The 26,343-nt window shown below is 69.2% G+C and carries 22 protein-coding genes; 1 reads left to right on the top strand and 21 read right to left on the bottom strand.

Annotated elements, in window-relative coordinates; translation table 11 throughout:
- Positions 1-47: 47 nt before the first annotated feature.
- The 13 genes from gmk to aroQ form a co-directional block, all read right to left on the bottom strand.
- Complete coding sequence (gmk, locus tag AC25YV_RS06930) at positions 48-947, bottom strand: guanylate kinase (RefSeq protein WP_488123107.1); 900 nt, start codon at positions 945-947, stop codon at positions 48-50.
- Complete coding sequence (pyrF, locus tag AC25YV_RS06935) at positions 940-1,800, bottom strand: orotidine-5'-phosphate decarboxylase (RefSeq protein ID WP_488123108.1); 861 nt, start codon at positions 1,798-1,800, stop codon at positions 940-942. Before pyrF ends, gmk begins: the two co-directional genes overlap by 8 nt.
- On the bottom strand, positions 1,797-5,084 hold the full coding sequence (carB, locus tag AC25YV_RS06940; protein WP_488123109.1) for a carbamoyl-phosphate synthase large subunit: 3,288 nt from the start codon (positions 5,082-5,084) through the stop codon (positions 1,797-1,799). Before carB ends, pyrF begins: the two co-directional genes overlap by 4 nt.
- A complete protein-coding gene (gene carA / locus AC25YV_RS06945) occupies positions 5,077-6,252 on the bottom strand; it encodes a glutamine-hydrolyzing carbamoyl-phosphate synthase small subunit (RefSeq protein WP_488123110.1) in 1,176 nt (391 codons plus the stop codon). Before carA ends, carB begins: the two co-directional genes overlap by 8 nt.
- Entirely contained in the window at positions 6,249-6,758 is a 510-nt protein-coding gene (locus AC25YV_RS06950) for a PH-like domain-containing protein (protein ID WP_488123111.1), read from the bottom strand. The genes carA and AC25YV_RS06950 overlap by 4 nt, the downstream gene beginning before the upstream one ends.
- A complete protein-coding gene (locus tag AC25YV_RS06955; protein ID WP_488123112.1) occupies positions 6,755-8,065 on the bottom strand; it encodes a dihydroorotase in 1,311 nt (436 codons plus the stop codon). Before AC25YV_RS06955 ends, AC25YV_RS06950 begins: the two co-directional genes overlap by 4 nt.
- Positions 8,062-9,027 (bottom strand): aspartate carbamoyltransferase catalytic subunit, encoded by a 966-nt coding sequence (locus tag AC25YV_RS06960; protein ID WP_488123113.1) that lies wholly within the window; start codon positions 9,025-9,027, stop codon positions 8,062-8,064. Before AC25YV_RS06960 ends, AC25YV_RS06955 begins: the two co-directional genes overlap by 4 nt.
- The gene (pyrR, locus tag AC25YV_RS06965) at positions 9,024-9,569 is read right to left on the bottom strand and encodes a bifunctional pyr operon transcriptional regulator/uracil phosphoribosyltransferase PyrR (RefSeq protein ID WP_488123114.1); all 546 of its coding nucleotides are present in this window, start codon (positions 9,567-9,569) and stop codon (positions 9,024-9,026) included. The genes AC25YV_RS06960 and pyrR overlap by 4 nt, the downstream gene beginning before the upstream one ends.
- A gap of 114 nt (positions 9,570-9,683) precedes the next feature.
- Entirely contained in the window at positions 9,684-11,243 is a 1,560-nt protein-coding gene (locus tag AC25YV_RS06970) for a Rieske 2Fe-2S domain-containing protein (protein WP_488123115.1), read from the bottom strand.
- A gap of 48 nt (positions 11,244-11,291) precedes the next feature.
- Entirely contained in the window at positions 11,292-14,531 is a 3,240-nt protein-coding gene (locus tag AC25YV_RS06975; RefSeq protein ID WP_488123116.1) for a DEAD/DEAH box helicase, read from the bottom strand.
- A gap of 10 nt (positions 14,532-14,541) precedes the next feature.
- Positions 14,542-14,952, bottom strand: a complete 411-nt coding sequence (gene nusB, locus AC25YV_RS06980) for a transcription antitermination factor NusB (RefSeq protein WP_488123117.1) — start codon at positions 14,950-14,952, stop codon at positions 14,542-14,544.
- Positions 14,953-14,955: 3 nt separating this feature from the next.
- Positions 14,956-15,516 (bottom strand): elongation factor P, encoded by a 561-nt coding sequence (gene efp / locus AC25YV_RS06985; RefSeq protein WP_488123118.1) that lies wholly within the window; start codon positions 15,514-15,516, stop codon positions 14,956-14,958.
- A gap of 126 nt (positions 15,517-15,642) precedes the next feature.
- The gene (gene aroQ, locus AC25YV_RS06990; protein ID WP_488123119.1) at positions 15,643-16,083 is read right to left on the bottom strand and encodes a type II 3-dehydroquinate dehydratase; all 441 of its coding nucleotides are present in this window, start codon (positions 16,081-16,083) and stop codon (positions 15,643-15,645) included.
- A gap of 172 nt (positions 16,084-16,255) precedes the next feature.
- On the opposite strand from aroQ, the gene AC25YV_RS06995 reads away from it, so the two are divergent.
- On the top strand, positions 16,256-16,888 hold the full coding sequence (locus AC25YV_RS06995) for an AAA family ATPase (protein ID WP_488123120.1): 633 nt from the start codon (positions 16,256-16,258) through the stop codon (positions 16,886-16,888).
- 9 nt (positions 16,889-16,897) lie between these two features.
- Here AC25YV_RS06995 and AC25YV_RS07000 read toward each other — a convergent pair whose 3' ends face one another.
- From AC25YV_RS07000 to alaS, 8 genes are read right to left on the bottom strand one after another with little or no spacing between them, the layout of a single operon-like run.
- On the bottom strand, positions 16,898-17,797 hold the full coding sequence (locus AC25YV_RS07000) for a VOC family protein (protein WP_488123121.1): 900 nt from the start codon (positions 17,795-17,797) through the stop codon (positions 16,898-16,900).
- A gap of 39 nt (positions 17,798-17,836) precedes the next feature.
- Positions 17,837-18,913, bottom strand: a complete 1,077-nt coding sequence (aroB, locus tag AC25YV_RS07005; RefSeq protein ID WP_488123122.1) for a 3-dehydroquinate synthase — start codon at positions 18,911-18,913, stop codon at positions 17,837-17,839.
- Positions 18,910-19,434 (bottom strand): shikimate kinase, encoded by a 525-nt coding sequence (locus AC25YV_RS07010; RefSeq protein ID WP_488123123.1) that lies wholly within the window; start codon positions 19,432-19,434, stop codon positions 18,910-18,912. The genes aroB and AC25YV_RS07010 overlap by 4 nt, the downstream gene beginning before the upstream one ends.
- A complete protein-coding gene (gene aroC, locus AC25YV_RS07015; protein ID WP_488123124.1) occupies positions 19,418-20,647 on the bottom strand; it encodes a chorismate synthase in 1,230 nt (409 codons plus the stop codon). The genes AC25YV_RS07010 and aroC overlap by 17 nt, the downstream gene beginning before the upstream one ends.
- Positions 20,648-20,651: 4 nt before the next feature.
- On the bottom strand, positions 20,652-21,515 hold the full coding sequence (locus AC25YV_RS07020) for a shikimate dehydrogenase (protein WP_488123125.1): 864 nt from the start codon (positions 21,513-21,515) through the stop codon (positions 20,652-20,654).
- Positions 21,485-23,164, bottom strand: a complete 1,680-nt coding sequence (mltG, locus tag AC25YV_RS07025; RefSeq protein WP_488123126.1) for an endolytic transglycosylase MltG — start codon at positions 23,162-23,164, stop codon at positions 21,485-21,487. Before mltG ends, AC25YV_RS07020 begins: the two co-directional genes overlap by 31 nt.
- The gene (ruvX, locus tag AC25YV_RS07030) at positions 23,165-23,632 is read right to left on the bottom strand and encodes a Holliday junction resolvase RuvX (RefSeq protein WP_488123428.1); all 468 of its coding nucleotides are present in this window, start codon (positions 23,630-23,632) and stop codon (positions 23,165-23,167) included.
- Positions 23,626-26,286, bottom strand: coding sequence for an alanine--tRNA ligase (gene alaS, locus AC25YV_RS07035; RefSeq protein ID WP_488123127.1), 2,661 nt, complete (start codon positions 26,284-26,286; stop codon positions 23,626-23,628). Before alaS ends, ruvX begins: the two co-directional genes overlap by 7 nt.
- Positions 26,287-26,343: the final 57 nt, after the last annotated feature.

Raw genomic sequence — 26,343 nt, forward strand, 5'->3', positions numbered from 1 at the left:
GGCATCCGGACGATGCGATCCTGCGCCGCCGTCCGTTCGCGAACGCGTCAGGCCTGCGCGAGCGCGACCACTTCGTCCGCCGCACGAGCGACGTCGTCGTTCACGACGCGGTAGTCGAACTCGTCCTGCGAGGCCAGCTCGACCTTCGCCGTCTTGAGACGGCGGGCGCGCTCTTCGGCGCCCTCCGTGCCGCGCCCGACGAGCCGGTCGACGAGCTCGTTCCAGCTCGGCGGCAGCAGGAAGACGAGCGTCGCAGCGGGTTCAGCGGCGCGCACCTGGCGCGCGCCCTGCAGGTCGATCTCGAGCAGCACCGTGCGCCCCGCAGCCAGCGCCTCGTCGATCGGCGCGCGCGGCGTGCCGTAGCGGTACCGGTTGTGCACCGTCGCGTACTCGAGCAGCTCTCCGGCCGCGATCATGCGATCGAACTCGGCGTCGTCGACGAAGTAGTAGTGCTCACCGTCGACCTCACCGGGTCGCGGCGCGCGTGTCGTCGCCGACACCGACAGCATGATCTCGGGGTGGCGCTCCTTGATGTGCGCGGCGACAGTGCCCTTGCCGACCGCCGTGGGGCCTGCGAGCACGAGCAGGCGGCTGCGGCCGCTGCGGGGCTCGGGCTCGGGGCGTCGCTCGTCGAGGAAGCTCCGCAGCGCCGCGCGCTGGCGCGCGCCGAGTCCGCCGAGACGCTTGACAGGCGAGATGCCGAGCTCGGCGAGGATGCGGTCGCGCTTTCCTTCGCCGATCGCGGGGATGCAGGTGAGGAACTCGGTCACGCGCATCGCGCCCGCTGGGGCATCAGGCTGCGCGAGCGCGCGGCGCAGCAGCTCCTGCGGCGTGATGACGCGCGTCGTGACGTCGTGTTTGAGGGCGGCGCGTTCGCGGCGCGCCGCGACCGCACGGCGGGATGCCGCGATGCGATCGACGTCGGGAGGAGTGCGTGAGTCAGCCATCGGAACCACTACGGTACAACGCCGCGCGCTCGGCGATGCGCACCGCCAGGGCGTCGGGACCCGCCGAGAGGATGCTGCGGCTCTCGGACGCGACGACGTTCGCAGCGACCGCCCCGAAGAGCGACGTCAACTGCGCGGGCTCGGCGCCTTGGGCGCCGAAGCCCGGAGCGAGGATCGGGCATCCCGCGAGCACGTCGTCGGTGAGTCCGAACTCGAACCGATCGACGGTCGCCCCGATGACGAGACCTGCCGGTCCCAGGTCTCCGGAGAACGCTGCGGAGCCGTTGACCCACGCGATGTCGCGCGCGACGCGGGCTGCGACGGTCTGGTCGTCGGCCGATGCGACATCGACCGTCAGGGCGGTCTGCAGGGCCGCCGCCTCGGGATTGCTCGTCGCGGCGAGGACGAAGACGCCCTTGCCGCCGCGCACCGCGGTCGCGAGTGTCTCGCGCAGCGACTCGGGGCCGAGGTACGGGCTCACGGTGAGGGCATCCGCTTCGAGCGGGGAACCCGGTGCGAGCCAGGCGGCGGCGTAGCCGGCCATCGTCGAGCCGATGTCGCCGCGCTTGGCGTCGGCGATGACGAGCAGGCCCGCCGCGCGTGCCGCCTCGAGGACGTCCTCGAGGGCCGCGAACCCCGCCGACCCCCACCGCTCGAAGAACGCGACCTGGGGCTTCACGACGCCGACACGGCCGGCCGCGGCCTCGACGACACGCAGGCCGAAGTCGCGCAGGCCGCGCGCGCCGGCATCCATCCCCCACTCCGCGAGCAGGTGCTCGTGAGGGTCGATGCCGACGCACAGCGGTCCGTGCGCGTCGATCGCGGCGCGAAGCCGCACGCCGAACGGTGTCACGCGTGCGCTGCCCGCTCGGCGGCGTACTCCTGCAGGCTCTTCACGTCGAAGCCCTTGCGCAGCGTCGACATGCCGCTCACGGCGGCCCCGAGCACGGCCATCGTCGTGAAGAGAGCCTTGTCGCCCGCCACAGCCGCGGCGCGGATCTCGTAGCCGTCGGCGCGCGCCGTGCCGCCCGAGGGCGTGTTCACGACGATGTCGATCTCGCCCTGGTTGATGAGGTCGACGATGTTCGTCTCTCCGCCCTCCTGGGTCTCGCTGTACTTCGCGACGACCTTCACGGCGATGCCGTTGCGGGCGAGGATCTCGGCGGTGCCCTCGGTGGCCACGAGCGTGTAACCGAGCTCCTGCAGACGGTGCGCCGGCAGGATGACGGCGCGCTTGTCGCTGTCGGCAACCGAGATGAAGACGGTCCCCTCCAGCGGCATGCCGCCGTAGGCCGCCGCCTGCGACTTCGCGAACGCCGTCGGGAAGTCACGGTCGATGCCCATGACCTCGCCCGTCGAGCGCATCTCCGGGCCGAGTACCGAGTCGACCATCTTGCCGTCCTTCGTGCGGAACCGCTTGAACGGCAGCACGGCTTCCTTGACCGACACGGGCGCATCCAGCGGAATGCGCGAGCCGTCGGCCTCGGGCAGCAGGCCCTCGGCCTTGAGCTCGGCGATCGATGAGCCCACCATGATGCGAGCTGCGGCCTTGGCCATCGGAATGCCGAGTGCCTTCGAGACGAAGGGCACGGTGCGACTCGCCCGCGGGTTGGCCTCGATGACGTAGAGCACGCCCGCCGAGATCGCGAACTGCACGTTGAGCAGTCCCCGCACGCCCACGCCCTGCGCGATGGCGAGGGTCGCCGTGCGCACGCGGTCGACATCGGTGCGGCCGAGCGAAATCGGCGGCAGCGTGCACGACGAGTCGCCCGAGTGGATCCCGGCCTCTTCGAGGTGCTCCATGACGCCGCCGATGTACAGCTCGGTGCCGTCGAAGAGCGCGTCGACGTCGATCTCGATCGCGTCGTCGAGGAAGCGGTCCACGAGCAGGGGCTTGCCCTCTTCGACGATCACTTCCCCCGCCGTGCGCACGAAGTACTCGCGCAGCGCGGGGGTGTCGTAGACGATCTCCATGCCGCGGCCGCCGAGCACGAAGCTCGGGCGCACGAGCACGGGGTAGCCGATCTCTTCGGCGATGCGCACGGCACCCTCGGGGTCGATCGCCGTGCCGCTGCGCGGTGCGACCAGGCCCGCCTCGTCCAGCAGACGTGAGAACAGCTCGCGTTCTTCGGCGAGGTCGATCGCGGCGGGGCTCGTGCCGAGGATCGTGTAGCCGGCGTCCTCGATGCCGTGGGCCAGTCCCAGCGGCGTCTGTCCGCCGAGCTGGCAGATGACGCCGAGGATCTCACCCGACTGCGACTCGGCGTGCAGCACCTCGAGCACGTCTTCGAGCGTCAGCGGCTCGAAGTAGAGCCGGTCCGACGTGTCGTAGTCCGTGGACACGGTCTCGGGGTTGCAATTGACCATGACGGTCTCATAGCCGGCGTCCGACAGGGCGAACGACGCGTGCACGCACGAGTAGTCGAACTCGACGCCCTGACCGATGCGGTTCGGGCCCGACCCGATGATGACCACCTTCTGCCGCTCCGACGGTGTGACCTCGGTCTCGGCGTCGTAGCTGGAGTAGTGGTAGGGCGTGAGTGCCGGGAACTCCCCCGCGCACGTGTCGACCGTCTTGTACACGGGGCGCACGCCCAGCGCGTGACGGATGCCGCGGATCTCGGCCTCGGACACACCGCGCAGCTGCGCGAGCTGTGCATCGCTGAAACCGTGCTCCTTCGCCAGACGCAGGGTCGCGGCATCCAGTTCGGGTGCGTGCCGCACGAAGTCGGCGACCTCGTTGATGAGCACCATCTGGTCGAGGAACCACGGGTCGATCTTCGTCGCCTCGAAGGCCTGCTCGACCGTCGCACCCTTGCGCAGCGCCTGCTGCAGTACGACGATGCGGCCATCGGTCGGCGTCTTCGAGATCTCGAGCAGCTCGTCGACGGAGCGGTCTTCGGGCCCCCAGTGGAAGCTCGAGCCGCGCTTCTCGAGCGAGCGCAGCGCCTTCTGCAGTGCCGTCGCGTAGTTGCGTCCGATCGCCATGGCCTCGCCGACGGACTTCATGGTCGTCGTGAGGGTCGTGTCGGCGGCGGGGAACTTCTCGAAGTTGAACCGCGGCACCTTCACGACGACGTAGTCCAGGGTCGGCTCGAAGCTCGACGGCGTCACCTTGGTGATGTCGTTGGGGATCTCATCGAGCCGGTAGCCGATCGCTAGCTTCGCCGCGATCTTCGCGATCGGGAAGCCCGTGGCCTTGGAAGCCAGCGCCGACGAGCGCGAGACGCGCGGGTTCATCTCGATGACGATGATGCGCCCCGTCGCAGGGTCGATCGCGAACTGGATGTTGCAGCCGCCGGTGTCCACGCCCACGGCGCGGATGATGTCGATGCCGATGTCGCGCAGCTTCTGGTACTCGCGGTCGGTCAGAGTGAGCGCCGGGGCGACGGTGATCGAGTCACCCGTGTGCACGCCGACGGGGTCGACGTTCTCGATCGAGCAGACGACGACCGTGTTGTCGGACGTGTCGCGCATGAGCTCGAGCTCGTACTCCTTCCACCCGAGGATCGATTCCTCGAGCAGCACCTCGTTGGTGGGCGAGTCGTGCAGGCCCGCGCCGCCGATGCGGCGGAGGTCCTCTTCGTCATACGCGAAGCCCGAACCGAGGCCGCCCATCGTGAACGACGGGCGCACGACGAGCGGGTACCCGAGCTTCTCGGCGCCGGCGAGCAGGTCGTCCATCGAGTGGCAGATGACCGAGGCCGCGACGTCGGCGCCGGCTTCGAGCACGAGCTCCTTGAAGATCTGGCGGTCCTCGCCCTTGTTGATCGCCTCGAAGTTCGCTCCGATGAGCTCGATGTCGTACTTCTCGAGGATGCCGTGGTTGTGCAGCTCGATCGCGGCGTTGAGCGCCGTCTGGCCGCCGAGGGTCGGCAGAATCGCGTCGGGGCGCTCCTTGGCGATGATCGTCTCGATGACCTGCCACGTGATGGGCTCGATGTACGTCGCGTCGGCGAAGTCCGGATCGGTCATGATCGTGGCCGGGTTCGAGTTGACGAGGATGACGCGCACGCCCTCCTCACGCAGGACGCGGCACGCCTGGGTGCCCGAGTAGTCGAATTCGCACGCCTGGCCGATGACGATCGGCCCGGAGCCGATGACGAGGACGCTCTTGATGTCGTCGCGCTTAGGCATTGTTCTCCTTAAGTCCCTGACCTGCGTCCGACTGAAGGGTCGTGACCACGAGGTCACGGAACCGATCGAAGAGGTAGTTGGCATCGTGCGGACCCGCGGTCGCTTCGGGGTGGTACTGCACCGAGAAGGCGGGGATGTCGAGCGCGCGCAGTCCTTCGACGACCCGGTCGTTGAGGCCGACGTGGCTCACCTCGACCCGGCCGTAGCCGTTCGGGCTGTCGAACTCGCCCTCGAGGGGTGCCTCGACGGCGAAACCGTGGTTGTGCGCCGTGATCTCGACGCGCCCGGTCTGCTTGTCCAGCACCGGCTGGTTGATGCCGCGGTGGCCGAAGGGCAGCTTGTAGGTGCCGAGCCCGAGTGCGCGGCCGAGTAGCTGATTGCCGAAGCAGATCCCGAAGAACGGCAGGCGGTCATCGAGCACGGCGCGCAGGAGCGACACGTGATGGTCGGATGCCGCGGGGTCGCCCGGCCCGTTGGAGTAGAACACCGCGACGGGGCGGATCGCGCGGATCTCGTCGATCGTGACGCTCTGCGGCAGGACGTGCACGTCGAAGCCGCGGGCGGCCAGGTTGTCGATCGTCGCCTGCTTCACGCCCAGGTCGAGCACGGCGAGATTGCCGATCCGCTCCCCTGTCGCCGGGGTCACGCGCGCGGCGTCGACCGACACGGCGGCCGAGAGGTTCTGGCCCGCCATCGGCGGTGCTTCGTTGACGAGGCGCAGCTGCTCGTCGGGGTCGATGCCGGAGGCTTCGCCCGAGAAGATCCCTCCTCGCATGCTGCCCGCCGAGCGGATGTGCCGGGTCACGGCACGTGTGTCGATGCCGCTGATTCCGACGACGCCCTCGCGCACGAGCGCGTCGTCGAGCGAGCCGTCGGCCCGCCAGTTCGACACGACGCGAGAGGGGTCGCGCACGATGTAGCCGGAGACCCAGATGCGGTGCGACTCGACGTCTTCGGCGTTGACGCCGGTGTTGCCGATGTGGGGCGCGGTCTGCATCACGATCTGACCCGCGTACGACGGATCGGTGAGGGTTTCCTGGTATCCGGTCATGCCGGTGGCGAAGACGACTTCGCCGAGGGTCGTGCCGCGCGCGCCGTAGGCGCGCCCGGTGTAGCGGGTGCCGTCTTCGAGGACGAGCACCGCGGGGTCGGTGGAGAAGAAGGTCATGCGTCGCTTCCCGTCTGGGTCGGGGTGAGGATGCTCGAGATCGCATCGGCGAGGGCTCTGGCCGATGCGTCCTGAGGTCGGAGGTAGGAGTCGACGACGGTGCCGTCGTCGAGGCGCCACGTGAGGCGGACGAGCCCGTCGCGCTCGACGACGCGGTCGATCGTCACCGTGGCCTGCGTGACGCGATCGATGCGGTCGGCGCCCACGAACACGCGGGGCTTGCCGGTCAGATCGAGCGCGATGCCGGCGCTGGTCACCGTGACATCGGCGCGCGAGCGGAACGCGAGCCCGCGGATCGCCAGGCGCTCCAGCGGCTCGCCGTGTTTCGTCGTCGCGACGTACAGCGAGGGGAACTCGCTCATCGTCTCGGCGCCGGCGGGGGCTTCGCTCACAGGCGCGGACAGTCCCGAGTCGCGGCGCGTTCGTCGCCACCACGCGAAGGCCGCGAGCGCGAGGATGAGGACCGCGACGCCGATCATGACGGCGACGGCTCCTTCGCGGGTCATGCGCGCTCCCCCGGCCGGTCCAGCACGACCCCGTCGACGACCGTCGGCGTGCCGCGGTACAGCGTCCAGCGCACCTCGCCGGGGAGGTCGCGCCCGAGGTAGGGCGAGTTGACGCTGCGTCCGTGCAGGTCGTCCTTCGAGAAGGTGCGGACGGGCGCGGGATCGATCAGCGTGAGCGATGCCGCGTAGCCGGGCGCGAGCGGTGTGCCATGGCCCGCCAGCCGGCCGATCCGCGCCGGTTCGCGCGACATGATGCGGGCCACGTCGCTCCAGACCAGCATCCCCGTGTCGATCATCGTGTGCTGCACGACGCGCAGCGCGCTCTCGAGCCCGACCATGCCGTTCGCGGCGGCCTGCCACTCGCACGCCTTCGCTTCGGCCGGGTGCGGTGCATGGTCGGTGGCGACGATGTCGATCGTGCCGTCGGCGAGGCCCTCGCGCACGGCGCGGACGTCTTCTTCACGGCGCAGCGGCGGGTTCACCTTGAACCGGGCGTCGTAGTCGCGCACGAGTTCATCGGTGAGCAGCAGGTGGTGCGGTGTGACTTCGGCTGTCACATCGACGCCGCGCTTCTTGGCCCAGCGGATGATGTCGACCGATCCGGCCGTGGACAGGTGGCACACGTGCAGGCGGGAGCCGACGTGTTCGGCCAGGAGCACATCACGCGCGATGATCGACTCCTCGGCCACGGCCGGCCAGCCGGCCAGACCGAGCTCGGCCGAGACGGCGCCCTCGTTCATCTGGGCGCCCTCGGTGAGGCGCGGGTCCTGGGCGTGCTGTGCGATGACGCCGTCGAATGCCTTGACGTACTCGAGGGCACGCCGCATGATCAGCGGATCCCACACGCAGAAGCCGTCGTCGCTGAAGACGCGCACACGCGCCCGGGAGTCGGCCATCGCGCCGAGTTCGGCGAGACGCTCGCCCTTCTGCCCGACCGTGACGGCGCCGATCGGCTGCACCGTGACGAATCCGGCCGCTTCGCCGAGGGCAAGTTCTTGCTCGACGACGCCGGCGGTGTCCGCGACGGGTGAGGTGTTGGGCATCGCGAAGACCGCCGTGAAGCCTCCGGCCGCGGCCGCGCGCGATCCCGTGAGAATCGTCTCGGATGCCTCGTAGCCGGGCTCGCGCAGGTGCGTGTGCAGGTCGACCAGGCCAGGCAGGGCGATGAGCCCGTCGGCGTCCACGACGGTCGCTCCGGCACGGGACAGGCTCGAGCCGACCTGCGTGAGGACGCCGTCCTCGACGAGGATGTCTGCGGCGGGGCCGCCCTCGAGGCGGGCGCCTCGGATGAGGAACGTCTCAGTCATCGCGTGCTCTGCTCTCGTTCGGGTCGCTCGCCCGCCAGCAGCAGGTAGAGCGCGGCCATTCGGACTGAGACGCCGTTGGTGACCTGCTCGAGCACCGTCGAGCGCGGCGAATCGGCGGCTTCGGCGGAGATCTCCAGCCCTCGGTTCATGGGTCCGGGGTGCAGGACAATGCTACCGGCCGGAAGCGCGGCCAGGCGCCGTGCGTCCAGGCCCCATCGGCGTGAATACTCCCGTTCAGTGGGAAAATAGGCGGCGTTCATACGCTCGAGCTGGATGCGCAGCATCATGAGCGCGTCCGGACCCGCAGCGATGGCTTCATCGATGTCGTAAAGGATCCTCGCAGGCCACTGCGACGCATCCTGCGGAACGAGGGTGGGGGGCGCGACGAGCGTCACATCGGCGCCGAGGGTGTCCAGCAGCCACACGTTGGACCGCGCGACGCGCGAGTGCAGCACGTCGCCGACGATCGTGACCGACAGGCCCTCGAGGTCGTGACCGCGGCTGTCGTCGCCGAAGCGGCGCTTGCGGATCGTGAAGGCGTCGAGGAGGGCCTGCGTCGGGTGCTCGTGCGTGCCGTCGCCGGCGTTGACGACACCGGCCGTGATCCAGCCGCTCGTCGCGAGGGTGCGCGGAGCGCCCGAGGCTCCGTGGCGGATGACGACGGCGTCGGCGCCCAGGGCCTGCAGGGTCTGCGCCGTGTCCTGCAGCGACTCCCCCTTCGACACGCTCGACCCCTTGGCGGCGAAGTTGATGACGTCGGCCGACAGCCGCTTGGCTGCAGCCTCGAACGAGATGCGGGTGCGGGTGGAGTCCTCGAAGAAGAGGTTGACGACGGTCTTGCCGCGCAGCGTCGGCAGCTTCTTCACTTCGCGGCGCTGGGTGTCGGCCATGTCCTCGGCGACGTCGAGGATCTGCAGCGCGTCCTCGCGAGACAGGTTCTTGGTGTCGAGCAGGTGCCTCATGATTCGATCGTCACCTCGTCGGTGCCGTCGGTCTCCGCCAGGCGCACATTGACGCGCTCGTCGCGCGCGCTCGGCAGATTCTTGCCGACGAAGTCGGGCCGGATGGGCAGTTCGCGGTGACCGCGGTCGATGAGGGCGGCGAGGCGCACGACCGAGGGACGACCGATGTGCTGCAGTGCATCGAGGGCGGCGCGGATGCTGCGACCCGAGAAGAGCACGTCGTCCACGAGCACGACGACCTTGCCGTCGATGCCTCCGGCCGGGATCTGCGTCGGCTGGGGCGTGCGGGTGGGATTGCGGTGCAGGTCGTCGCGGTACATCGTGACATCGAGCGCGCCGGTCGGAATCGATGTGCCGCTGAACTCCGACAGCAGACCGCCGATGCGGCTGGCCAGGGTGACGCCACGGGTGGGGATTCCGAGGATCACGAGATCCTGGGGGCCCTTGTTGGACTCGAGGATCTCGTGGGAGATCCGAGTCAGTGCACGGGCGATATCGGCGCTGTGCAGGACGACGCGGGGCAGCTCGGTGCGCGTGCTCATCCGCCGCTCCCTTCTCCGCCTCACAGGACGGGGTTAAAGGTTGCTTGTTTCTTCCGACAGTCTAGGGGGTCGTGGGGGCTCGCGTGCTCGCCCGCTTCACCCCCGCGCGGTGAGTCAACGCCCGGGCGCGGGCGCCTCCTCTGCCTCGCGGGCGCGGATCGGGTGACCCTGCGTCGTCAGGCACTTTCCGCTGGCGAGATCCCACTTCCAATCGTGCAGCGAGCACGTGAGCACGCCGTCCTCGATCTTGCCCGTCTTGGTGAGGTCGGCACGCAGGTGCGGGCAGCGGCGCTGCACGACCCAGTCGCCCAGCTGCGCATCCTCGGTCTGGTCGCTCTGCTCGGCGTACCAGTTCTCGACGTACTCGATGCGATCGCGCGACAGGCACTTGAGGAAGGTCGTCAGGAACTCGTTGAACTTGCCGCTGCGTCCGACCTCGAACTGCATCGAGAGGAAGATCGAGTTCGACCAGTCGATCTCGTGGTCGGCGATGTTCGTCGAGACGAGGTCTGCGGGAATCGTGTACCAGTAGACGCAGTCCTCGCCGGCGTACTCGCGCACCTTGGCCTTAGGGAAGTCCACGACCATGTCGAGCTCGCCGATCCGAAAGCGCACGGCCCCGCCCACGCCGTTCCGGATCGTACGGGCGCGGCGCAGGAGCGGCTCCCACCACTCCTTGATCGCGGCGAGCATCTCGGCGGGGGGCAGCACGGCGGCACGGGTCGCCTCTTCGGCTGCGACCTCGTCCTGCCGACTGTCGCGCTGCTCGGCGAGGTAGGCCCACTTGTCGTCGAACATGCGGTCGATCTCGGCGTCGGTGTACAGCGTCTGCGTCACGGAGATCTCGCCGTGGTTCAGATCGACCTGCGTGCCCGGGACGAACTCGTAGCCCTTCTGCTCGGGTCGCAGCTCGCGCATGTGCGCGAGGAACTGACGCTGATCCGTGAAGATCGAGTCGTCCTCGGTGCCGTAGCCGTTGTAGCGGAACAGCTCTTCGCGCAAGAACATCGGCGGTCCGGCCATAGGGAAGACATGCGCCGCGTCGACCTTCTCGATGTAGTACATGGCCCGTTTGTTCTGTGCGTCGCGCTTGAGCTTCGCGAAGTTCTGCTTGGCGTCCTGCGGCAGGTCGTAGACCATGGGCCACCAGATCGCGCCGGACACCTGCGTGAAGTACGCGTCGGGCTTCGAGAAGGTCAGCAGCGTCTCGAGGTCGAGGGGGTGCGAGTCGTTCTGGTTCAGGATCGACGCCGTGCCGTCGTCGACCGAGAGCGAGGAGTCGCCGATGGGCCCGTCGCTCGGGGCACGCAGGGGGGTCACCATGAGCGTCAGGTCGCCGTAGTGCAGAGGCACGCCGGCCTGCGTGTAGACGATGTTCTCGTAGCCGAGCTTGATGAGGTCGACTTCGAGGTCGTCGGTCGGGTACTCCGGCAGGAGGACGGCGATGTCCTTCGGCACGTAGCGCTCGAGCAGCGCCGGGTCGAAATGGTCGCGGTGCCGGTGCGAGATGTAGAGGAAGTCGGCTTTGCCGAACTTCTCCCAGTCGAGGCCCCGGTTATCGGGAAAGGGGAACCACGATCCGAAGAAGCTGGGGCCGATGACCGGGTCGCAGAGGATGGTTCCGCCCGCCGTCTCGATGAACATTCCGGCGTGTCCGAGCCCCGTGATGCGCATGGAAATCCCTCCCGTATGAGCCTCTGAGTCTAGGCGAGGCCCGCCGCCTCACTCCGCGAAGAGCGCGCGGATGTCGTCCGCGCCGAGTGTCTGGCCGAACAGGCCGTCATCGTCCATGACCGAGCGGAACAGGCGCGCCTTGCGCTGTTGCAGCGCCATGACCTTCTCTTCGATCGTGCCGTTGGAGATGAGGCGGTAGACCATGACGCTGCGGTCCTGGCCGATGCGGTGCGCACGGTCGACGGCCTGCGTCTCGGCGGCGGGGTTCCACCACGGGTCGAGCAGGAACACATCGTCGGCCTCGGTGAGGGTCAGCCCGAATCCGCCCGCCTTGAGGCTGATCAGGAACACCGGCGCGCCGCCCTGCCGGAAGTGCGCGACGGCCGCGTCGCGATCGCGCGTCGACCCGTCGAGGTAGGCGAACGCGACGCCGCGCTCTTCGAGCCGCTGTGCGACCAGACGCAGGAACGACGTGAACTGGCTGAACACCAGGATGCGATGGCCCTCGGCCACCGCCTCGTCGAGCCGTTCGAACAGGGCGGTGAGCTTGCTCGGCACGATGTGCGCGTGCGCCGGATCGACGAGCCCGGGGGCCAGGCTCAGCATGCGCAGCAGCGTCAGCGAGCGGAACACGATGAACCGGTTGCGATCGAAGTCGTCGAGCAGTCCGAGCACCTTCTGACGTTCGCGCTGCAGCACCGTGTCGTACAGCGCGCGATGCGCTGCGTTGAGCTCGATCCGCAGCTCCTGCTCCTGCTTGGGCGGCAGTTCGGGCGCCACGAGCTCCTTCGTGCGGCGCAGCACGAGCGGGCGGATCCGTCGGCGCAGGCGCGCGAGGCGGCGGGCACGGTACTCGCCGCCCTCTTGCGTGCTCGGGATCTTGCCCCTCTCGATGGGCGCGATGTACTCGTCGCGGAACCGTCGTGCCGAGGCGAACAGCCCCGGCGCCGCGAGAGAGAGGAGCGCCCACAGTTCGGTGAGGCTGTTCTCGAGCGGCGTGCCCGTGATCGCGAAGGTGACGTCGGCGCGCAGCTCCTTCGCGACACGGTGCGTCTTGGTCTGGCTGTTCTTGACGAACTGCGCCTCGTCGAGCACGAGACCCGCCCAATCGATGGCGGTGAACGCCTCCGCGTCCAGTCGCAGCAGGGTGTACGACGTCACGATGACGTCGGCTGAGGAGGCGACATCGGCCACCTCGCTCCCCCGCGCGCCGACGACGTGTACCCGCAGGTCGGGGGTGAACCGTGCGGCTTCATCGCGCCACGTCGACAGCACCGATGTCGGTGCCACGACGAGGAACGGGCGTGTCTCGCCGGATTCCCGCACGTGCGCGAGGAGCGCGAGCATCTGCAGCGTCTTGCCGAGACCCATGTCGTCGGCGAGGATGCCGCCGAGTCGGTGCTGCCACAGGAAGGCGAGCCAATCGAAGCCGGTGCGCTGATAGGGCCGCAGATCGGCGGTCAACCCGCGAGGAAGGGGCGTGGGCGCAACGCCGTCGGCATCGCGCAGTCCCTCGGCGGCGGCGCGCCAGGCCGTGGCGGGCACCGCCTCGTCGGCGACGTCTTCGAAATCGGCCCAGAGATCCGTCTGGTACCGGCTGATGCGCGGCGCCGTCTGCCATTCATCGAGTTCTCCGGCTTCGTCGATCAGGTCGCGCAGGCGGTGAAGCGCCGGATGCGTCAGCGAGAAGTAGGCGCCGTCACTCAGCAGAAGCTTCTTGCGCCCCCGCGACATCGCGCTGAACAGGGTGCCGAACGGGATGTGACGCCCGTCGATCTTCACGACGATGCCGAGATCGAACCAGTCGGTGTCGGTCGTCTCGACGGTCGTGATCTCGATGCGCGGATCCCCGGAAAGCTCCCGATAGCGCGGGCGTTCGCCGGAGAGCACGACGTCCACCTCGTCGGTGGCCTCGAGGAGCGGCAGGACCCTCGAGGAGAACTCCGCCGCATCGATCCCCGTCAGCGAACCGGCGGGCGAGAAGTCGACCGGTGACGCATCGGCCCAGACCTGCTCGACACGGACGCGAATGCTGCTCTCGGCCGCCGGGTCGCGTTCCTGGCTCGCATCGGCGTCCCATGCCAGAGCCGCACCGCGGCCGTACTGCCACGACAGGGTGTAGTCGAGGCGGTCCGACGGCGAGAAGCGCACGGCCACGACGAGGGTCGGCCGGGCCGCCGCCGGGATCGCGATGCCGGGGGCGTCGACGGTGACGCGCCGTGCGATGCGCCCGAGGTGCTCGCTGACGAATTCGTCGGTCTCGTCCGCCGGCACCGACACGGCCGATCTCGCGGCCAGAAGCGCCGGCACGGGATCAGGCAGGGGAAGCTCCGCGAGGGTCAGCGCGATGCGGTCGCGGTGCACCGTGAACCGGTAGATGCCCGAGCGCCCCACGGGACGCAGCGCCGCGGCATCCGCTTCTACGTCGTCGATCGTGACGCGCGGCCGGATATCGAGCGCGCCGGCCACCCGCTCCGCACGCACGACGACGGAGGCCGCCCGAGCGACGTCGACGCTCTGGCCGGGCTTGGTCGCCACGAGCGGGATGTCGTGCTCGGCTGCGGCGGCGAGATGGGCCCACAGCAGGCTGGACGCGATGTCGTCGAGGGTGAGCCACTCCGAGACGTCCGAGAAGGCGCCGAACGAGCGCACGTCGCGGCCGATGCTGTGCAGCTCGGCGAACCACCGGGCCTGCGCGGGTTCGTGGGTCGTGATGGGGCGACGCAAGGCGTCCCACGACACGGCGCCCTTGATCCATGACTTCGTGCGTGGGCTCTGCTCGAGCGGACGCAGCCCGACGAGAACGTCGGGGGCCTGCTGGTGGAGGCTCCGCGGCGTCGCCGTCTCGACGCGCGCAGGCGCCCACGCCGATGATCCCCGCCGCATCCGCTGGCGCAGTTCGATGCCGAGCGCGAGCCGTGTCGAGGTGCGAGTGGGTTCTGCAGACGGAGCGAGGACCGCACGCCACGACGACTCTGCGCGGGTCGCCGCCTCAGCCGACCGGTTGCTCGCGAGGATCGTGGCGACGGTGTGCTTGCAGTCGATCTGCATGGGGCACGTGCAGGTCGTCGCGATGATCGGCGCGAGCGGGCGGTGCACGTCGATCCGGATGCGGCAGCGATAGACCTGCGAGCCGGTCCCGGCGACGACGGATTCGATGAGGGACGCGACGGGGTCCCACGTGACCCGCTGCACGGCCCCGTCGGCGAAGTAGGCGACCCCTCGTTCGTACGCGCCAGGCCCGGCGAGACGCCGGATGTGGACCGCGTCGATCGACGGAGGGGTCACGCGATGACGCTCAGGAGGCGCGGGCGATCCGGCCCAGAACCCCGTTCACGAACGACCCCGCCTCGTCGGTCGAGAACTCCTTCGCGAGTTCGACCGCCTCATCGATCGCGACGGCGGGCGGGACCTCGTCGTTGTAGAGGATCTCCCACACGGCGATGCGCAGCACGGCGCGGTCGACGGCGGGCATGCGTGCGAGGCTCCAGTCCTTCGCGAACGTCGTGATCTGCTCGTCGATGGCGTCCCGGTTGTCGATGACGCCGTCGATGATCTCGCGGGCGTACAGCCATGACGTTTCGCGGGCCGGTTCGCTTGCCGCGCGCTTCGCTTCTGCGGCGAGGACGGTCTGCAGTTCGTCACCGCGGACGTCGGCCTGGAAAAGGATGTCGAGCGCGCGCTTGCGCGCCTTGGAACGAGCGCTCACGCCTTACTTCTCGCGACCGAGGTATTCGCCGGTGCGCGTGTCGACCTTGATCTTCGTGCCCGTTTCGAGGAACAGCGGCACCTGCACTTCGTAACCGGTCTCGACGGTCGCGGGCTTCGTGCCCGCCGACGAGCGGTCGCCCTGCAGGCCCGGCTCGGTGTAGGTGACTTCGAGCACAACGGATGCCGGCAGATCGACGTAGAGCGGGTTGCCGTTGTTGAGCGCGATCGTGACCTGCTGGTTCTCGAGCAGGAAGTTCTTGGCGTCGCCGACGGTCGCAGCGGGAACGGTCAGCTGGTCGTAGTCAGCGACATCCATGAAGACGAAGCCTTCACCGTCGTTGTACAGGTAGGTGAAGTCGCGACGATCGACGTTCTCGATGTCGATCTTGGTGCCGGCGTTGTACGTCTTGTCGATCGTCTTGCCGGTGACGACGTTCTTCATCTTCGTCCGCACGAACGCGCCGCCCTTGCCGGGCTTGACGTGCTGGAACTCGACGACGCTCCAGAGCTGGCCGTCGATGTTCAGGACGACGCCGTTCTTGATGTCTGCGGTCGATGCCATGAGGTGATTCAGTCCGATCGTGTGGGAAGCCGACGCTCGAGTCTACGGGATGGCACGAAGCACCAGTTCTCCGATTCGACGGCGTCGTCGGGTCGGGCGCGCGGTGGCGTGCCGCCGCGCGGTCGGTCAGGTGATGAGATCGACGAGCATGCCGACGGCTTTCGCGTAGCCGGGAACACCCTCACCCACCACGTGCACGGCCGCGACATCGGCGACGTACGAGCGGTGTCGGAAGGGCTCGCGTTCGAGCACGTTCGAGATGTGGACCTCTGCGACGGGAAGACCGACGCCGGCCAGCGCGTCGCGCAGCACGATCGAAGTGTGCGTCAGGCCGCCGGGGTTGATGACGATGCCGGCGCAGTCGTGGCGGGCGTCGTGGATCGCGTCGATCAGGACGCCTTCGTGGTTGCTCTGCACAGCCCGCACGTCGAAGCCCCGTGCGGCCGCGGCTTCGGTCGTGATCGCCTCGACATCGGAGAGCGTGCTCGCGCCGTACACGTCGGGTTCGCGGGTGCCGAGCAAGTTGAGATTCGGCCCGTTGACGAGCAGCAGTCGGCGTTCGGTCACGCGATCACCCTACCGATCCGCGCCCGCACGGTTGGCCCATCGTGCCGCGAACTCGGCACGGCGCGCACCCTGGAAGACTGGTGCCGTGCTCCGAAAGCAACCCCCTGTCGTCGCGGTCAGCGCCCGGGAAGACGTCTCGGCTCCTGCCACCTGGCCCGGTGGCATCCCTGCGGTGAGACAGTTGCTCGAAGACGGCTTGCGGCTCGATCCGGGAATCACCTTCCTCGTCGGCGAGAACGGCTCGGGCAAGTCGACGATCCTCGAGGGCATCGCGCTGGCGTACGGCATGTCTCCCGAGGGCGGCTCGACGAACGCCCGCCACACGACCCGATCGAGCGAGTCGCCGCTGTCGGATTGGCTGCGCCTGCAGCGCGGGGTCGGTGCCAGCCGCTGGGGGTTCTTCCTGCGCGCCGAAACGATGCACTCGTTCTACTCGTACCTCGAAGACAACCCGGGCGGGCCGGACCCGGCCTTTCACGAGATGAGTCACGGCGAGTCGTTCCTCGCCCTGCTCGACACCCGCTTCGATTCGCCGGCGTTCTACTGCCTCGACGAGCCCGAGGCCGCGCTGTCCTTCACGTCGACGCTCACGCTCATCGCAACGCTGCGCCGCATCGCCGACGAGGGCGGTCAGGTGCTCTGCGCGACGCACTCACCCGTGCTCGCCGCCCTTCCGGGTGCCCGCATCCTCGAGATCGGCCCCTGGGGCATGCGTCCCACGGCCTGGGAGGACCTCGCCCTCGTGGGGCACTGGAAGTCTTATCTCGACTCCCCCGAACGCTACCTCCGGCATCTGCTGGCGTAGCCGCGTCGGTCACAGGTCGGCGATGACGATCTTCTTCATTTCGAGCAGTCGCTGATAGACACCGGGTTCCTGCACCCGCTCCCCCATGTCAGCGGGCGTGATCTGCCAGCTGAGACCGAACCGGTCGACGAGCCACCCGCACGCTTCGGCCTCGGGCACGGCGCTCAGGGCGTCCCACAGCCGGTCGATCTCGGCCTGGTCGCGGCAGCGCACCTCGAGCGAGAGACCCGGCGTGAACGACGAGTCCTGCGGCACGGCCGAATCCATGGCCGCGAACCACTGGCCGGCGAGCTGGAACTCGCTGAACATCACAGCACCCGCGGCAGCTGGGCCCGTCTCGTGCGGATACGGCGCGACCATGCCGAGCCGCCCGTCGAACAGCGAGATGTAGGTCTCGACGGCTTCGGAGGCGCGGTTCTGGGCCGCTCCGCCGAACAGCAGCGAGGGGATGAGAAACGGCCGCGGCTCGCCCGCGGGATCCGTCAGCAGCAGCTGCCACGAGACGCCATAGCGGTCTTCGACCCACCCGTAGCGCGCGCTGAACGAATACTCCCCCAGCTCCATGAGCACACGTCCGCCGGTGCCGAGGTCGAGCCACAGGGCATCCAGCGCGCCGCGCGCGGCCGCTTCGTCGCCGTCGAAGAGCAGCGGATCGACGTTGACCATGAACGACACCGATGCATTCGGGCGGAAAGTCGCGTCGCCGTTGATGAGCGCCAGCCGGTACCCGTCGATGACGACATCGATCGTGAGCACGTCGCCCGCGAAGTCCTTCTGGAACTTCGGGAGACCCTCCGTCGGGTAGCGCAACGTCACTTCGCTCGTCGCCTTCGGGAAGATCCGCGTGTAGAACGCAGCAGCCTCCGTCGCGGTTCGATCACACCAGATGTTGGGGACGATCTTCTGCATCCCGCCACTCTTCGCCTGCGCGAAGCGTCGCGCAAGAGGTCAGCCTGCGACCTCTTGGTACGCCGCGAACAGCAGCGATTCGTCCGGGGCCCGCAGGACGGTGGGGCGGGCGATCTCATCGAGCACGATGAAGCGCAGCATGCCGCCCCGGCTCTTCTTGTCGCGCTGCATCGACGCCTTCAGCTGCGGCCACGCCCCCGCGCGGTATGTCGTCGGAAGGCCCAGAAGATCCAGGATGCTGCGGTGCCGCTGCGCCGCGTCGTCGGAGAGCCGCCCCGCCAGACGGGACAACTCGGCGGCGAAGACCATGCCGACCGAGATCGCGGCGCCGTGGCGCCACCGGTAGCGCTCCGCGTGCTCGATCGCGTGGCCAAGGGTGTGGCCGTAGTTGAGGATCTCGCGCAGTCCCTCTTCGCGGAAGTCCTCGCTCACGACGCGCGCCTTCATGTCGATCGCGAGTTCGATCGTGCGGCGGAACGCGTCGCTGTGCGGGTCGACGGCCTTCTCGGGGTCTGCCTCGATGAGATCGAGGATCTCGGGCGCCCAGATGAAGCCGGCCTTGACGACCTCGGCGTATCCCGCGACGGTCTCATTGCGCGACAGCGAATCGAGCAGGTCGAGGTCGCAGACGACGGATGCGGGTGGCCAGAATGCTCCCACGAGGTTCTTGCCCTCGGCGGTGTTGACGCCGGTCTTGCCGCCCACGGCGGCGTCGACCATGCCCAGCACGGTGGTGGGCACCTGCACGACCTCGATGCCGCGCAGCCACGTTGCGGCGACGAAGCCGGCGAGATCCGTGACGGCGCCCCCTCCGAAGCCCACGACGACGTCGGTGCGGCTGAAATCGGCCTTGCCCATGACCTGCCAGCAGAACGCTGCGACCTCGATGCGCTTGCCGGCCTCGGCGTCGGGGATCTCGGCGAGCAGCACCTCGCGGTCACCGAGGAGCGAATCCCGCAGCGCCTCGGCCTGCACCGCAAGCGTCGGCGGGTGCACGATGAGCACCTTGCGTGCGGCGTCGGGCAGCTGTTCGGCGAGGGACGGCAGGATGCCGCGGCCCACAGTGATCGCGTAGTCGCTCTGGCCCGTGACGGTGATGCGGGTCGTGTCGGTCATGGCGTCTCCTCGTCGGTGCGGTGCACCCACTCGACGACGGCATCGACGACCTGCTGAAGCGGGCCGTGCGACGTGTCGAAGGTGACATCCGCGAGTTGGTCGTACAGGGGGCGACGCTCGCGATAGATCGCGCTCCACCGCTCCAGTGCGTCGCCGTCCTGCAGGAGGGGACGCACCGAGTCCTTCACGCGGGCTGGCACGACGTGCGGCTCGACCGTGAGCAGCACGACGCGGTGCTCCGCGAGGGCCTCCCGCGTCGCGGGATCGAGCACCGCTCCCCCGCCGAGCGAGACGATGCCGCCGGCTTCGAGCCCTGCGCGCACGGCGTCGCGCTCGAGAGCGCGGAAATGCGACTCGCCGTGCTCGGCGAAGATCTGCTCGATCGGACCGTGGTCGCGCGCGACCGCGATGTCGCTGTCGAAGAATGCGCGACCCGTAGCCTTGGCGACCTTGCGTCCGATGCTCGTCTTGCCGGCGCCCATAGGGCCGATCAAGACGATCGCGTCAGAGCGCGACGTCATGCTGAGCGAGACCGGGGTCGCTCGTGTCGGTCGTGCGCAGCGTGGTGGGAAGCGCCGCCAGGTAGCCCTCGAGATTGCGCTTGGTCTCGGCGACGCTGTCCCCGCCGAACTTCTCGAGCACGGCACCGGCGAGCACGATCGCCGTCATCGCTTCGGCGACGACTCCCGCGGCCGGCACGGCGCACACATCCGAGCGCTGGTGGTGCGCGGACGCCGCCTCGCCCGAGGCGATGTCGACGGTGCGCAGCGCACGCGGCACGGTCGCGATGGGCTTCATCCCGGCCCGCACGCGCAGGACCGTGCCCGTCGACATGCCACCCTCGGTGCCACCGGCCTTGTCCGACGACCGTGCGATGCCGTCATCGGTCACGAAGAGCTCATCGTGCGCGGCAGAGCCGCGGCGCCGAGTCGTCTCGAAGCCGTCGCCGACCTCGACACCCTTGATCGCCTGGATCGACATGAGCGCTTCGGCGAGCTTCGCGTCGAGGCGGCGGTCCCAATGCACGTGCGAGCCGAGCCCGGGCGGAAGCCCGTACGCGAGCACCTCGACGATCCCCCCGAGGGTGTCGCCGTCCTTGCGAGCGGCATCGACCTCGGCGACCATCGCGGCGCTCGTCGCCGCGTCGAAGCACCGCAGCGGGTCGGCATCGAGTGCCTCGACATCGGCGGGGGTCGGAAGCGGTGCATCCGCGGGCGACTGCACGGGACCGATCGACAGGGTGTGCGACACGAGTGCGATGCCGAGCTCGGACAGGAACGCCCGGGCGAGGGCGCCGAGCGCGACGCGTGCCGCCGTCTCACGTGCGCTCGCGCGCTCGAGGATGGGGCGGGCCTCGTCGAATCCGTACTTCTGCATGCCGACGAGGTCGGCGTGACCGGGCCGGGGGCGGGTCAGGGTCGCGCCGCGTCCGCGTGAACGGTCGGTCAGCTCGACCGGCTCGGCACTCATGACCTCGCTCCACTTGGGCCACTCGGTGTTGCCGATGCGAAGGGCGATCGGGCTCCCCAGAGTGAGCCCGTGCACGACCCCCGACGAGATCGAGAGTTCGTCTTCTTCGAACTTCATGCGCGAGCCGCGTCCATAGCCGAGCTTGCGGCGGGCCAGATCGGCCTGGATCGCGGCGCGGGAGACGGGGATGCCGGAGGGAAGTCCCTCCATGATGGCAACGAGTTCGGGACCGTGGGATTCGCCGGCCGTGAGCACGCGGAGCATTGCTCTAGTCTCCCATGACCGCCCGGCGCATCGCGGACAGCACGTCGGACTCGGCTGCGAGGGGGATCTCGGGGTCGCCCGCGACGAAGATCCGCACCTGCAGGAGAGCCTGGTGAAGCAGCATCCCGAGCCCCGATGTCGCGCGGTGGCCGGCCTGCTGCCACGCTGCCCCGAGGATCGTCGGCCACTGCCCGTAGACGACGTCGAGCAGCACGCCGCCGCTCGCGGCGAGGGGTCGGGCCGCGGCATCCGGCACGGGGGCGTCGCCCGGCAGGGCGGCGATGGTCACATCGACCGGGGCGAATGACGGCGCGTCGAACGACGCCGCGCCCACCGTGACACCGAGCGTCTCACCGAGGGCGGCGAGCGGAGCGATCGCTTCGGGTCGCCGGGCGACGATCTCGGCTGATGAGGCGCCGAGTTCGGCGAGGGCGACGAGGGCCGACGTCGCCGTGGCACCTGCGCCGACGATGCGGCCGTGGGCGGCGGAGGTGACGCCCTCTTCGCGCAGCGAGGCGACGAGGCCGCCGATATCGGTGTTGTACCCGTGCAGGCCGTCGTCGGTCAGCAGCAGCGTGTTGACGGCACGTGTCGCCTCGGCCCGGGCGTCACGCACGACGGATGCCGCGTACGCAGCTCCCTTGAGGGGGTAGGTCACCGAGAGCCCGCGCCACGATTCGTCGAGCTCGGTGAGCGCCGTCGCGAACTCCGCCTCCGTGACGCGGCGCCTTTCATAGCGCCAGTCGAGCCCGAGGGCGGCGTAGGCGGCGGCGTGCAGGCGCGGCGATCGGCTGTGGTCGATCGGATCCCCCCACACCGCGAGCCGGTTCGAGGTGGTCAGCACCCCGAGTCCGGATTGTCGCGGCACCACGCGACCATCTGATCGACGTATCGCAGATGCTCGTTGTACGTCTCGGTGAAGACCGTCTCGCCGGTGTTCAGGTTGACCGTGACGAAGTACAGCCAGGGACCCTCGGCGGGATTCATCGCGGCCTTGATCGCGACGTCACCCGGATTGGCGATCGGTCCGACGGGAAGACCCGCGTGGACGTACGTGTTCCAGGGGTTGTCGTCGTACTGGGCCTGTTCAGACGTGCTCGCCGAGCCGGCGTGCATCTCGCCGTAGCCGTACTGCGCCGTCGAGTCCATCTGCAAGAGCCCGAAGGTCTCCTGATTGTTCGGGTCCATCCGGTTCGTGATGACCGTCGAGACCCTCTGCATATCGGCCTCGTATCGGGCTTCGCGCTGGATGATCGAGGCGATGGTGAGGATCCGCTGACGGTCCTCGACGGGCACAGCAGCCGCATCCAGGGACTCGACCGTGCGGTTCACGAGCGTCGCGATCACTTCCGGTGCCGTCACCCCGGGGTTGAACTGGTACGTCGCGGGGAAGAGCCATCCTTCGAGGGTCGACGCGCTGACGCCGTAATCGGCGGGGTTGGCCACGGCGGCCTGGAATTCCTCGAGCGGGATCCCGATGACATCGGCGAGGATCGGCAGCGACTGGTCGACCGTGAGACCTTCGCGCAGCTGCGCCATGTTCTCGAGCTTGTTGCCGGGCTCGAGAATGGCCGCGAGCGCCGCGGCCGAGGTCATCTGCTTCTGCAGCTTGAAGACGCCCGGCTGGAAGGGCGGGTCGATCCCCTCGGCGATCAGGTAGTCGTAGAAGGCGTTCGGCGTCTTCGTGATGCCGGCGTCATGCAGCTTGGGCGAGATCGAGTAGCCCGTGTCGCCGGAGACGATCGTCAGCAGTGCCTCGCCGTTCGCGAGCCCTGCTTCATAGTCCTTCGGCTCCTCCCACGCCATGAACGCGCGGATGCGGTCTTCATAGGTCGACCAGACGTACCAGCCGCCCCCCGCGATGCCACCGAGGATGGCGACGATGACGCCGAACGCGATCCAGCCGGCGGTGCGGCGCCGGCGCTTTTCGCGCGGGTGGGGGTGCGTGCCGATCTCGTCGGTCGTGCTCTTGCCCGAGAAGAGGTCCTCGAGTCCGGGCGATGTCGGTCGTGGCGCGGGCGCGGGCGCTTCTGTGTCGTCGAGGACGGATGTCAGTCCGGCGCCGGATCGCGCGTAAGCGGGGCCGACGGCGTCGCTGACCGCCAGAGCCGGGGCGGGACTGCTCGGCCGCTCGCTCGCGTCGCGCGCGGCAGTCGGCGGTGCAGCCGAGCGCGGCGGCGCGTACTCGGCAGTCGACCCGGACGTGCGCTCGGGTGCCGGCGGGGTGGCTGAGCGCGGGGGCGCCTCGGGAGCGGGTTCGGGTGCGCGCTCGGCTGTGGGCTGCGAAGGTGCCGGAGGGACGGCGTCGCGCGTGTTCTCGGCGTTCTTCGCCGCGGCGGCGCGGAGGGCTGCCTCGCGCGCCTCTCGGCGGCTCAGGGGCGGTGCATCCGATCCGGACACGGCAGGCCCCGTCGGCGCGGGGCGCGGGGCGGGGTCGTCGCGGATCTCGCGCGAACTCGGGTCCGGCAGCTGGCCGAAGAGGTCCGCGAAGGGATCAGCGGGTGTGGGATCGGGCATTCAGGCGGGCTCCTGGGCGACGGGGGTACCAGCCGGGCGACCCGTGCTCTTCTCAACGTCGAGAGCCTGTTGCAGAAGGACGACCGCCGCGACCTGATCCACAATGCTACGAGAAGAACGCTGAGAACGCCCGGAATCGCGCAGAGCGGCGTGAGCTGACACGGTCGAGAGACGCTCGTCGATGAGGCGCACGGGCCGATCGGATGCCGCCGATACGGCCGCCGCGAACTCCCTCGCGTCGGTCGTCGAGGGCGTGTCCTCGCCGCGCATGTTGAGCGGCAGCCCCACGAGCACCTCGAGCACGTCGTACTCCTGCGCGAGCGCCGCGATGCGCGCCACCGAGACGTCATCGCGCGGCACGGTTTCGACGGGCGTCGCGAGCAGCCCGTCGGGATCGCATCGAGCGACGCCGATCCGTGCCCGGCCGACGTCGACACCCAGTCGCACGCCGCGACGGAAGCTCACCAGGCCTCGAGCGCCGTCGTGATCGCCGACAGGGCGGCCGGCAGAGCCGCGGCATCCGCGCCGCCACCCTGAGCGACGTCGTCACGCCCGCCACCGCCGCCGCCGAGCACACCGGCGGCGAGCTTGGCGAGCACGCCCGCCTTGCCGCCCGCCGTGCGCGCGGCGTCGTTCGTCGCGACGATGACGACAGGGCGGTCGCCCACCGTCGCGCCGAGGGCGACGACGGCGGGTTCTGAGCCGAGCCGGTCGCGCACCTGCAGGGCGAGCGTGCGCAGGTCGTCACCGGATGCCGCCGTTCCGACTGCGCTCGCGACGACTCGGTACGGACCGACGCGGACCGCGTCGTTCGCCAGCGCGGGAGCACGTTCGGCGAGGGCCTTGGCCTCGTACGCCGCAATCTTCTTCTCGGCGGCCTTGAGGCTCGCCGTGAGCTCGGCGATACGCGCAGGGAGCTGCTCACGCGGAGTCTTGAGCGATGTCGTCAGCTGCGACACGAGCGCGCGCTCGGCGGCCAGCGACCGGAACGCGTCGAGGCCCACGAGGGCTTCGACCCGACGGTTGGACGCGCCGACCGAGGACTCCCCCACAAGGTTGATGAGGCCGATCTCGGCGCTGCGCCCGACGTGCGTGCCGCCGCAGAGTTCGCGCGACCAGGGGCCGCCGATGTCGACCATGCGCACGACATCGCCGTACTTCTCACCGAACAGTGCCTGCGCGCCGAGCGCCTTCGCCTCGTCGAGCGGGAGCACCCGCGTCGTGACCTCGAGGTTGTCGCGCACGGCGTTGTTGGCGATCTCTTCGATCTCGCTCTTCGTCGCCTCGGACAGCGCCTGGCCCCACGAGAAGTCGAACCGCATGTAGCCGGCGCGGTTGAGCGAGCCCGACTGCGTCGCCGACGAGCCGAGCGTGTCGCGCAGCGCGGCATGGATGAGGTGCGTCGCCGAGTGCGCCTGCTGCGCGGCGCGGCGGTTCGCCGCGTCGACGACGGTCGTCGCCGGCTGGCCGACGCCGACCTCACCGGTCGTGACCTGCACGGTGTGGCTGATCAGACCCGCGACGGGGCGCTGCACGTCGAGCACCTCGAGTTCGTAGCCGGGCCCGACGATGATGCCCTTGTCGGCGACCTGACCGCCCGACTCGGCGTAGAGCGCCGTCTCGGCCAGGATGACCTCGGCGATCTGCCCGCTCGGAGCGCTGTTGACCGAGACGCCGTCGACGAGGATGCCGAGCACGGTCGATTCGGTCTCGAGATCGGTGAATCCCGTGAAGACGGTCTCGCCCTGCGCGCGCAGATCGCGGTACACGCTCGTATCCGCGAGCTGGCGCTTGCGCGAACGCGCGTCGGCCTTGGCGCGTGTGCGCTGTTCGAGCATGAGCGCGTCGAACGCGTCGCGGTCGACCGTGAGGCCGGCCTCTTGCGCGACCTCGAGCGTCAGGTCGATCGGGAAGCCGTACGTGTCGTGCAGCAGGAACGCCTCGGCACCGGCGATCGTCGTGCCCCCGGCATCCTTCGTCGCGACGAGGGAATCATCGAGGATCGCCTCGCCCGCTGCGAGCGTGCGCAGGAACGTGGCCTCTTCGGCCAGTGCGTACTGTTCGATGCGCGCATAGTCGGTCTCGACGACGGGGTACGTCGTCTTCATGGCGTCGCGCGACGCCGCGAACAGTTCGCGGAACGTCGGCCCGTCGACCCCCAGCAGGCGCATCGAACGGATGGCACGGCGCATGAGGCGGCGGAGGATGTAACCGCGACCGTCGTTGGACGGCGTCACACCGTCCGAGAGCAGCATGAGCGACGAGCGCACGTGGTCGGCGACGACGCGGAAACGCACGTCGTCCTCGTGGACGGCGCCGTACTCGCGGCCCGACAGCTCGACGGCCTTGTCGAGGACGGGACGCACCTGGTCGGTCTCGTACATGTTGTCGACGCCCTGCTTGATGAAGGCGACGCGCTCGAGCCCCATGCCGGTGTCGATGTTCTTGTTCGGCAGCTCGCCGACGATGTCGAAGTCGTACTTGGACTGCACGTTGGCGATCTCGTACTGCATGAACACGAGGTTCCAGATCTCGACGTAACGGTCGTCGTCGGTCGCGGGACCGCCGTCGATGCCGTACTCGGGACCACGGTCGAAGAAGATCTCCGAGCACGGACCCGCCGGTCCTGGCAGACCCGTCGACCAGTAGTTCGTGTCCTTGCCCAGGCGCTGGATGCGCTCGTCGGGCAGGTCGCTCAGGCGCCGCCACAGCTCGTGTGCCTCGTCGTCGTCTTCGTAGACCGTGACCCAGAGGTCCTTCGGATCGAAGCCGAGCCCGCCGTCTTCTTCAGGCGTCGTGAGCAGACCCCAGGCGAAGCGGATCGCGTCTTCTTTGAAGTAGTCACCGAACGACCAGTTGCCGAGCATCTGGAAGAACGTGCCGTGGCGCGGTGTGTGTCCGACTTCTTCGATGTCGAGGGTGCGCAGGCACTTCTGCACATCGGCGGCGCGCTTGTACGGGGCCGGAACATCACCGGACAGGTACGGGATGAACGGCACCATGCCTGCGACGGTGAACAGCAGAGCGGGGTCGTCGGTGACGAGAGAGGCGGACGGCACGATGACGTGGTCCTGCTTCTCGAAGTAGTCGAGGAAGCGCTGGGCGATCTCGGCGGTCTTCATGCGTGATGGCTCCTCGGAAACGTCGGCGGCCGGGTCACCGTCGACGGTTCGTGGTGG

The organism is Microbacterium sp. Y832 (assembly GCF_057669765.1).